The sequence below is a fragment of the Paraburkholderia sp. genome, from assembly GCF_035501035.1.
GTDB lineage: Bacteria > Pseudomonadota > Gammaproteobacteria > Burkholderiales > Burkholderiaceae > Paraburkholderia.
On the sequence record NZ_DATJWR010000409.1, the window covers coordinates 1 to 7,960 of the forward strand.

Annotated in this window: 11 protein-coding genes; 1 reads left to right on the plus strand and 10 read right to left on the minus strand. The window is 62.6% G+C overall.

Translation table 11 applies throughout. The features are described 5' to 3' along the window. From VMJ11_RS29410 to VMJ11_RS29430, 5 genes are all read right to left on the minus strand, one after another. A partial coding sequence (locus VMJ11_RS29410) for a glutathione S-transferase N-terminal domain-containing protein (RefSeq protein ID WP_325624301.1) occupies positions 1 to 90 on the minus strand: 90 nt, incomplete at its 3' end. A 114-nt stretch (positions 91 to 204) separates the two neighbouring features. Next, on the minus strand, positions 205 to 990 hold the full coding sequence (locus VMJ11_RS29415) for a cytochrome c1 (protein WP_414694496.1): 786 nt from the start codon (positions 988 to 990) through the stop codon (positions 205 to 207). 17 nt (positions 991 to 1,007) lie between these two features. After that, the gene (locus tag VMJ11_RS29420; protein WP_325624287.1) at positions 1,008 to 2,417 is read right to left on the minus strand and encodes a cytochrome bc complex cytochrome b subunit; all 1,410 of its coding nucleotides are present in this window, start codon (positions 2,415 to 2,417) and stop codon (positions 1,008 to 1,010) included. Continuing rightward, positions 2,417 to 3,037 (minus strand): ubiquinol-cytochrome c reductase iron-sulfur subunit, encoded by a 621-nt coding sequence (petA, locus tag VMJ11_RS29425; protein WP_325624288.1) that lies wholly within the window; start codon positions 3,035 to 3,037, stop codon positions 2,417 to 2,419. The genes VMJ11_RS29420 and petA overlap by 1 nt, the downstream gene beginning before the upstream one ends. Before the next feature lie 284 nt (positions 3,038 to 3,321). Then, positions 3,322 to 4,068 carry a Nif3-like dinuclear metal center hexameric protein gene (locus VMJ11_RS29430; protein WP_325624290.1) on the minus strand — a complete coding sequence of 249 codons (747 nt, stop codon included), beginning with the start codon at positions 4,066 to 4,068 and terminating at the stop codon, positions 3,322 to 3,324. A 19-nt stretch (positions 4,069 to 4,087) separates the two neighbouring features. On the opposite strand from VMJ11_RS29430, the gene VMJ11_RS29435 reads away from it, so the two are divergent. Continuing rightward, a complete protein-coding gene (locus VMJ11_RS29435; protein ID WP_325624292.1) occupies positions 4,088 to 5,302 on the plus strand; it encodes a Do family serine endopeptidase in 1,215 nt (404 codons plus the stop codon). A gap of 101 nt (positions 5,303 to 5,403) precedes the next feature. Here the strand turns inward: VMJ11_RS29435 and tatC are convergent, their stop codons facing one another. From tatC to VMJ11_RS29460, 5 genes are all read right to left on the minus strand, one after another. Next, positions 5,404 to 6,186 carry a twin-arginine translocase subunit TatC gene (gene tatC / locus VMJ11_RS29440; RefSeq protein WP_325624294.1) on the minus strand — a complete coding sequence of 261 codons (783 nt, stop codon included), beginning with the start codon at positions 6,184 to 6,186 and terminating at the stop codon, positions 5,404 to 5,406. 81 nt (positions 6,187 to 6,267) lie between these two features. Next, positions 6,268 to 6,822 (minus strand): Sec-independent protein translocase protein TatB, encoded by a 555-nt coding sequence (tatB, locus tag VMJ11_RS29445; RefSeq protein WP_325624295.1) that lies wholly within the window; start codon positions 6,820 to 6,822, stop codon positions 6,268 to 6,270. Between the two features lie 59 nt (positions 6,823 to 6,881). Then, a complete protein-coding gene (gene tatA / locus VMJ11_RS29450; protein WP_325624297.1) occupies positions 6,882 to 7,121 on the minus strand; it encodes a Sec-independent protein translocase subunit TatA in 240 nt (79 codons plus the stop codon). A 118-nt stretch (positions 7,122 to 7,239) separates the two neighbouring features. Next, positions 7,240 to 7,608: a histidine triad nucleotide-binding protein gene (locus VMJ11_RS29455; protein WP_325624298.1), complete on the minus strand. Its 369-nt coding sequence runs from the start codon at positions 7,606 to 7,608 to the stop codon at positions 7,240 to 7,242. 72 nt (positions 7,609 to 7,680) lie between these two features. Continuing rightward, positions 7,681 to 7,960, minus strand: a 280-nt coding sequence (locus tag VMJ11_RS29460; RefSeq protein WP_325624299.1) for a hypothetical protein, incomplete at its 5' end; no start/stop codon positions are given.

A 7,960-nucleotide genomic window follows, 5' to 3' on the forward strand; every position in this document is an offset into this window, starting at 1 on the left:
GCGGATTTCGAAGTCCATGCCCTTTTCGAACAACACCAGCCGGCAGCGCTGGGAGAACGGGCAGGTAGTGCCGGAGTACAGAACCATCATGATTTACATTTCCTCAATAAACCCAAAAGGCCAGCGGGCGAAAAAACCGCCTGACGGTTCCTGAACTGTCAGACGGCTTCTCGTCGCACCGGCCCCACGTCGGTCAGGACGTGCCTATTTGATATCTTTCCAGTACGCGGCGTTCAGTCGCCACGCAAAAAAGCTCAGGATGCCAAGGAACAGGAGCACCCACACACCAAGCTGCTTGCGGGTTTTCTGCTCCGGTTCGGCCATCCAGCCGAGGTATGCCACCAGGTCGGCCACGTCGGCATCATAATCCACCGGCGAAAGCGTGCCGGGTGTCACCTGCTGGAACCCCGTGAAGCGACGGACTTTTTCCCCGGATTCCTCGTCCACCGCATCCTCGAACTTCGCCGTACGTATGCCCTGCAACTGCCACAGCACGTGCGGCATGCTCACGTTCTCGAACACCAGGTTGTTCCAGCCGGTCGGGCGCGTGTCATCACGGTAGAAGCTGCGCAGGTACGTGTACAGCCAGTCGCGCCCCCTCGCCCGTGCCTCCACGGAAAGGTCCGGTGGCGCCACGCCAAACCACGCTTTCGCGTCGTCAGGGCGCATTGCAATGGACATCGTGTTGCCGACCTTGTCGGTCGTAAACAGCAGATTATCTTCGATTTGCTTCTGCGGAATGCCCAGATCCTGCAACCGGCTGTAGCGCATCAAGTTCGCACTATGGCAATTCAGACAATAGTTTACAAACAATTGGGCGCCGTGTTGCAGCGAAGCAAGATTTTCGCCGTTATCGGGAGCGCGGTCGAGCGGAATGTTCTCCTGCGCCGATACGGATCCAACCCCAATTGCGCACGAAAGCGCCAGCGCAGCCATGCCGATGCGCACGCCAGCCCTCGCGAGCGTCGAAAAGAGAGATTTTCTGATCATGTCTTCCTCGCTCAAGATTAATGGGGCTTGAATCGCACGCGTTCGGGTGGCTGCTTGAAGGTGCCAAGCCGCGTCCAGAACGGCATGCCGAGGAAGAAGGCGAAATAGACGAGCGCGCAGATCTGGGCGATCAGCGTCGCCGCCGGAGACGGCGGCTTCGTGCCAAGGAAAGCGAGCGTCAGGAACGCGAGCACGAAGATGCCGAGGAACACCTTGTGGAAGAACGGCCGGTAGCGGATCGACTTCACCGGTGAGCGGTCGAGCCACGGCAGGAAGAAGAGCGAGATGACCGCCGTGCCCATCACCACGACGCCCCAGAACTTCGACTCGGTGAAGTACATGGCGAGGATCACGAGCACCGCCAGCACGGGCAGCCCCGCGCGCCACTTGCCGCGCGCACGCACGAGCGCAAGCAGACCGAGCAGCGCGATCACGATCATGAGCACGATCTTGAAGGGGTCGGTGGTCGCGCGCAGCATCGCGTAGAACGCCGTGAAGTACCAGACCGGCGCGATCTCGGGCGGCGTTTGCAGCGGGTTGGCCGGGATGAAGTTGTTCGCTTCGAGGAAGTAGCCGCCCATTTCCGGCGCGAAGAACACGATCGCCGCGAAGATCATCAGGAAGATGCACACGCCCATGAAGTCGTGCACCGAGTAGTAGGGATGGAACGGAATGCCGTCGAGCGGAATGCCGTTCGCGTCCTTCTTCTCCTTGATCTCGATCCCATCCGGGTTGTTCGAGCCCACTTCGTGCAGCGCGACGATGTGGCAGATCACGAGCGCGATCAGCACGAGCGGAATGGCGATCACGTGCAACGCGAAGAAGCGGTTGAGCGTGACGTCCGACACCACATAGTCACCGCGAATCCACAGCGAGAGGTCCGGCCCGATGAACGGAATCGCCGAGAACAGATTCACGATGACCTGCGCGCCCCAGAATGACATCTGGCCCCATGGCAGCAGGTAGCCGAAGAACGCCTCGGCCATCAGGCACAGGAAGATCGCGCAGCCGAAGATCCAGACGAGCTCGCGCGGCTTGCGGTACGAGCCGTACAGGAGCCCCCGGAACATGTGCAGATACACGACCACGAAGAACATCGAGGCGCCCGTGGAGTGCATGTAGCGGATCAGCCAGCCCCACGGCACCTCGCGCATGATGTACTCGACCGACGCGAACGCGAGCGTCGAGTCGGGCTTGTAGTTCATGGTGAGGAAGATGCCGGTGACGATCTGGTTCACCAGCACGAGCAGCGCAAGCGAGCCGAAGAAGTACCAGAAGTTGAAGTTCTTCGGCGCGTAGTACTCGGAAGCATGCGCGCGCCAGGTCGCGGTCATCGGAAAGCGCTTGTCGATCCAGCCGACTAATCCAGCAGAAGCGCCAGAAGAAGCGCCCGTGGTGTTCACCTCTTTTTCGGTTCCCGTCGCCATCACGCTTCTCCTTTTTCGTCCCTGCCGATCACGATCTGCGTCGGGGACACGAACATGTACCGGGGAATGTCGAGGTTTTGCGGCGCCGGCTTGTTCTTGAAGACACGGCCGGAGAGATCGTAGGTGGAACCGTGGCACGGGCACAGGAAGCCGCCCGGCCAGCTGTCGGGCAGGTTAGGCTGCGGGCCTTCCTGGAAACGCGGCGTCGGCGTGCAGCCCAGATGCGTGCAGACGGCCACGGCCACGAGGATGTTCTGATGCTCGACGCGCGAGCGGAACTCGTTCATGCAGTACTCCGGCATCGGCATGGAAAACGGATGCTCGGAGTTGGGGTCGGCCAGATCGGGATCGGCCTTCTTGACGTCGGCCATCATGCGGTCGGTGCGATTCAGGATCCACACTGGCTTGCCGCGCCAGGCCACGGTCATGAGCGAACCGGGCTGCAGATTCGTGATATCGGCTTCGACGGGCGCGCCGGCGGCGCGGGCTTTCTCGGATGGTGCAAATGAACCTACGAAGGGTACGACAGTGGCTACGCCTCCTATGCCACCTGCTACGGACGTCGCAATCAGCCAGGTTCGGCGGCTGCCATCGACGCGGTCATTCTCGTTGTCTCGCATCACATCGCCCCACTTCTGAGTTGGATTTATCCGTCACGCCAGCTTACCCGCGGTGCTGCCGAACGCTAGTTTGCGCGAATGGAGTTGGCATTTACAAGGGGCGATCTCTAAAAAGCATCCGAAGTCCTTGATATCTCGGGGTTTTCCCGCAGAAAAGAGGGCCACTTTCTTTTCCGTTTGTAAATGCCTCACGAATAAAATGATGCTGCACGACGACAATTCCCACCATCCCCGCTGCGCCATGCGCGATATCGGGGCGCGCGAAAAGCGGGCCTGAAACGCAGTCAAACGGGATTGTGGATGTCGATGAAAAGATGCTCGATGTCGAACGCCTCGGAAAGGTGCGCGCCGAGCGCCTGAACGCCGAATCGCTCGGTCGCGTGGTGACCCGCCGCGAGGAACGCCACGCCGCTTTCGGCGCTGGTGTGAGTGATCGGCTCGGAAATCTCGCCGGTGAGGAAGACGTCGGCGCCGGCGTCGATTGCGGCGTCGAAGAGGCTTTGCGCCGCGCCCGTGCACCAGGCCACGTGGCGCAGCTCCCAGTCCGGGTCGCCGAGCACGAGCGGCGCGCGGCCGAGCGTCTGCTCGACCTGGGCGGAAAAATGCGCGAGCGTGATCGGCATAGGCAGCGTGGTCATCCAGCCGAGATCCTGCTCGCCGAAGCGTTTCTCGCCGATCCAGCCCAGTTTGGCGCCCAACTGCGCGTTGTTGCCGAACTCCGGATGGCTGTCGAGCGGCAGGTGATAGGCGAAGAGATTGAGATCGTTCGCGAGCAAGGCCTTGAGGCGCCGGTACTTGCGCCCCGTGATCGGCGGCGCCTCGTTCTTCCAGAAGTAGCCGTGGTGAACGAGCACGGCGTCGGCGCCCCACTCGAGCGCGGCTTCCAGGAACGCGAGCGAAGCGGTCACGCCGGTGGCGATCTTCTCCACGCGCCGCCGGCCTTCCACCTGCAGGCCGTTCGGGCAGTAGTCCTTGAACCGCGCGGATTCGAGAAGATTGTTCAGATACAATTCAAGTTCGATCCGATCCATATAATCCTCTAATCTTCAGATGCTTAGACGCTTTTGGCTGTTCTTCGCCCAGGCGGTGACGGTCCTGCTGGCGTTGATGTTCATCGTCGCGACGCTCAAGCCCCAGTGGCTGCAGCACCAGGGGCAGTTCGGCAAGCAGCTCGCCGAGCCGATCGTCGCACTCAGGGAAGTGGCACCGGGCATCGGCAGAGGCCACGCCGAGGGCTCCTATGCGGACGCCGCCACGAAGGCGATGCCCGCGGTCGTCAATGTGTTCTCGAGCAAGGACGGGTCGCTGCCGCCCGATCCCCGCCAGAACGACCCGCTCTTTCGTTACTTCTTCGGCGATCGCAACAAGAATCACAAGCAGCAGGAGCAGCCTGCCGCCAACCTCGGCTCGGGCGTCATTGTCAGTCCGGACGGTTACATTCTAACGAACCAGCACGTAATCGACGGCGCGGACCAGATCGAAATCGCGCTCTCCGACGGCCGCACCACCAACGCGAAGGTGATCGGCATCGATCCGGAGACCGATCTCGCGGTGCTAAAGATCAACCTGCCGAGCCTGCCTGCCATCACGCTAGGCCGCATGGATCAGGCTCGCGTGGGCGATGTCGTGCTCGCCATCGGCAATCCGTTCGGCGTGGGCCAGACGGTCACGATGGGCATCATCAGCGCACTCGGCCGCAATCACCTCGGCATCAACACGTTCGAGAACTTCATCCAGACCGACGCGCCGATCAACCCCGGCAACTCGGGCGGCGCGCTCGTCGACGTGAACGGCAACCTGCTCGGCATCAACACGGCCATCTATTCGCGTTCGGGCGGCTCGCTCGGCATCGGCTTCGCCATTCCCGTTTCGACCGCGCGCAGCGTGCTGGAGAGCATCATCACCACGGGCTCGGTCACGCGCGGCTGGATCGGCGTGGAGCCGCAGGACGTGACGCCGGAAATCGCCGATTCGTTCGGGCTGAAAGAGAAGTCGGGCGCGATCGTCGCGGGCGTGCTTCAGGGAGGCCCCGCCGACAAGGCCGGCATCAAGCCGGGCGACGTCCTGACTTCGGTGAACGGCGAAGCCATCACCGACACCACGCGCCTATTGAACGTAATCGCGCAGATCAAGCCGGGCACCGACGCGACAATACACCTCGTGCGCAAGAACAAGGACATGGATCTCAGCGTGCTGATCGGCAAGCGCCCGCCACCGCCGAAGCAGCCAGCGCAGGAAGACGGCGAAGGCGACGACGGAGGTTGACGAGCCGGCGGGCGGGATTGCCGCCCGCAAGTTCGCACCGGAAAGCAAAAGGCCGCGAACCTGGGTTCGCGGCCTTTTGCTTTCCTGCTCCCGCCAGCGCTTCAGCTGGGTGCCTGACTCTCGTCCGCGGCCTTCTTCTCCCCCGTGCCCACGAAGATGCGCGCCGCGATGATGCCCGCCTCGTAGAGCACGATGAGCGGCAGCGCGAGGATGAGCTGCGAGAACACGTCGGGCGGCGTCACGACGGCCGCGACGATGAACGCGCCGACGATCACGTAAGGCCGGATCTCCTTGAGCTTCTTCACCGTCAGCACGCCCATGCGCACGAGCAGCACCACGACGATCGGCACCTCGAAAGTCACGCCGAACGCGATAAACATGGTGAGCACGAAACTCAGGTAGTTGTCGATGTCGGTCGTCATCTCCGCGCCGAGCGGCGCGTTGTAGTGCGCCATCACGCGGAAGATCGTCGGGAACACCACGAAATACGCGAATGCCATGCCGCACAGAAAGAGCGCGTAGCTGCTCGCCACGAGCGGCACGACCAGCTTCTTCTCGTGCTGATAGAGCCCAGGCGCAACAAATGCCCAGATCTGGTAGAGCACGAACGGCAGCGCGATCACGAAGGCCACGAGCATCGTGACCTTCATCGGTACGAAGAACGAGCCGGTCACGTCGGTGACGATCATCTTGCCGTCGCGCGGCAGGTTCTGCATGAGCGGGCGCGCGAGCAGACGGAAGATGTCGGGCGCCCAGTACACGAGCCCGACGAACACGACGATCACGGAAATGCCCGCGCGGATGATGCGGTCGCGCAGTTCGACGAGATGGGAGATGAAGGTCTCTTCGGAGCCTTCTTCCTGCTTTTGCTGGGCGTCGCTCACACCGGCCCTCGGTTGAAAATGTACGTGCTCAAGGTGCTTGACGTGCACCAATGCGGACCCACGCGAAAGCGTCGCACGGCGTTAGAAGAAGCGTGTGGGCCGGCGCAGGCTGGCCGGCGTGTGCTGCGCGACGCGTGCCGCGCCCGATTGCACGCGTGTGCGGCGCAACGTGGCGCGCTTGTACCAGACGGGCGCCGCGCTCTGCTTCACGCGCCAGTTCTTGCGCTTCTGTGCGCCAGCGTTGCCGGAGCGCCAGCCGGACTGCACCGAAGCCTCGCCTGTCTGATCCGCGGCCATGCCTTCCAGGCTAGCCGGATCGGCTCCGCCCGCGATACTCGGCGAAACCGAAGTGCCCGCGTTCCAGGCGTCGTTCAGCTCGGTTTCGTGCTTGCGCAGGTTGTCGTGAACCGTCTTCTCGACGTTCTGCGCAGCCGACTCGAACTCGGTCTTCATGCGGCGCAGCTCGTCGAGCTCGATCTCGCGCGTGACTTCCGCCTTGACGTCGTTGATATAGCGCTGCGCGCGGCCGAACAGCGCGCCCGCGGTACGCGCGACGCGCGGCAGTCGCTCCGGCCCGAGAACGACCAGTGCGACGACGCCGATCAGCGCCATCTTGGTTAGACCGAGATCGAGCATGAATGGAGTTTTCCGTCAGCCTTGGCTGCCTTGTGGCGGGAATTACGGCTACGCGCGCATTAGCGGTAGTCGTTCGAGCGAGGCGTCTTGTCCTTCGCTTCGACGTCGACCGTTCCGCCGTCGGACGGCAATTCGCGCTTTTGCGTGTCGGCGCCGGCTTCGCCGTCGCGCATGCCTTCCTTGAAACCCTTCACCGCGCCGCCCAGATCGCTACCGATATTGCGAAGCTTCTTCGTGCCGAAGACGAGCGCCACGATCAACAACACGATCAGCCAGTGCCAGATGCTCAACGAACCCATGATTGCCTCTCTCCTTAACCCCGACGCCGCGCGCGCTGCGCAGCGAGAAAAATTGTGCCTGTATGATGCTGCACCGACCTGCCATGCGCGCCCTTGGCGCCTCGAGCGCCGCCGGCTCTCAACCCATGCGGTGCCACGGGCGCGGCCCGGCCAGCAAATGCGCGTGCAGGTGGTAGACCTCCTGACCGCCGCCGGGCCCCGTGTTCACGACCGTGCGAAAGCCGGTCTCGCCACCCGTGTACGAGACGCCCAGCTCTTTCGCGAGCCGCGCGACCAGCACGAACATTCTACCAAGCAGTGGTGCGTCGTTTTCGCCGCAATCGGCAAGGGTGGAAATATGCTGGCGCGGAATCACGAGCACGTGCGTTTCGGCTGCGGGACGGATGTCGCGAAAGGCCACGAATTCATCGTCCTCGTACACCCGTGAGCTGGGGATTTCGCCATCGGCGATCTTGCAGAATAAACAGGTGCTGCGGTCGTGACTCATGGTGCTCCTGGTGGTGCTCCTGGTGAGCGACAGGACGTGCGAGGTAGGCAAGTCGCGGCGAATGCGCGCCGTTCAGAACCAGGCGCGCGGGTCGAGCAGCGGCTTGTTGTCGTACAAATACAGCCAACCCTTGATGATACGGTACAACGTCCAGATTGCGACAGCCCACAAAATTGGAATGCCGATCAGCACGAAGATGAGCGCGCCGCCGATCAGATGCCCGGCGAGTCCGAGCCAGAACGTGCGAATCTGCCAGGTGAAGTGCTGCTCGTAGGGCGTGCCCAAGGCTTCGTCGCGCTTCAGGTAATTGAGGATGATCGCAACGAGCACCGAGACGCCACCGGTGAGCCAG

Excerpts from the sequence above, each read along its gene's own strand:
- VMJ11_RS29415 (WP_414694496.1), bottom strand. The coding sequence starts at position 990 with ATGATCAGAAAATCTCTCTTTTCGACGCTCGCGAGGGCTGGCGTGCGC.
- VMJ11_RS29420 (WP_325624287.1), bottom strand. The coding sequence starts at position 2,417 with ATGGCGACGGGAACCGAAAAAGAGGTGAACACCACGGGCGCTTCTTCT.
- petA (WP_325624288.1), bottom strand. The coding sequence starts at position 3,037 with ATGCGAGACAACGAGAATGACCGCGTCGATGGCAGCCGCCGAACCTGG.
- VMJ11_RS29430 (WP_325624290.1), bottom strand. The coding sequence starts at position 4,068 with ATGGATCGGATCGAACTTGAATTGTATCTGAACAATCTTCTCGAATCC.
- VMJ11_RS29435 (WP_325624292.1), top strand. The coding sequence starts at position 4,088 with ATGCTTAGACGCTTTTGGCTGTTCTTCGCCCAGGCGGTGACGGTCCTG.
- tatB (WP_325624295.1), bottom strand. The coding sequence starts at position 6,822 with ATGCTCGATCTCGGTCTAACCAAGATGGCGCTGATCGGCGTCGTCGCA.
- tatA (WP_325624297.1), bottom strand. The coding sequence starts at position 7,121 with ATGGGTTCGTTGAGCATCTGGCACTGGCTGATCGTGTTGTTGATCGTG.
- VMJ11_RS29455 (WP_325624298.1), bottom strand. The coding sequence starts at position 7,608 with ATGAGTCACGACCGCAGCACCTGTTTATTCTGCAAGATCGCCGATGGC.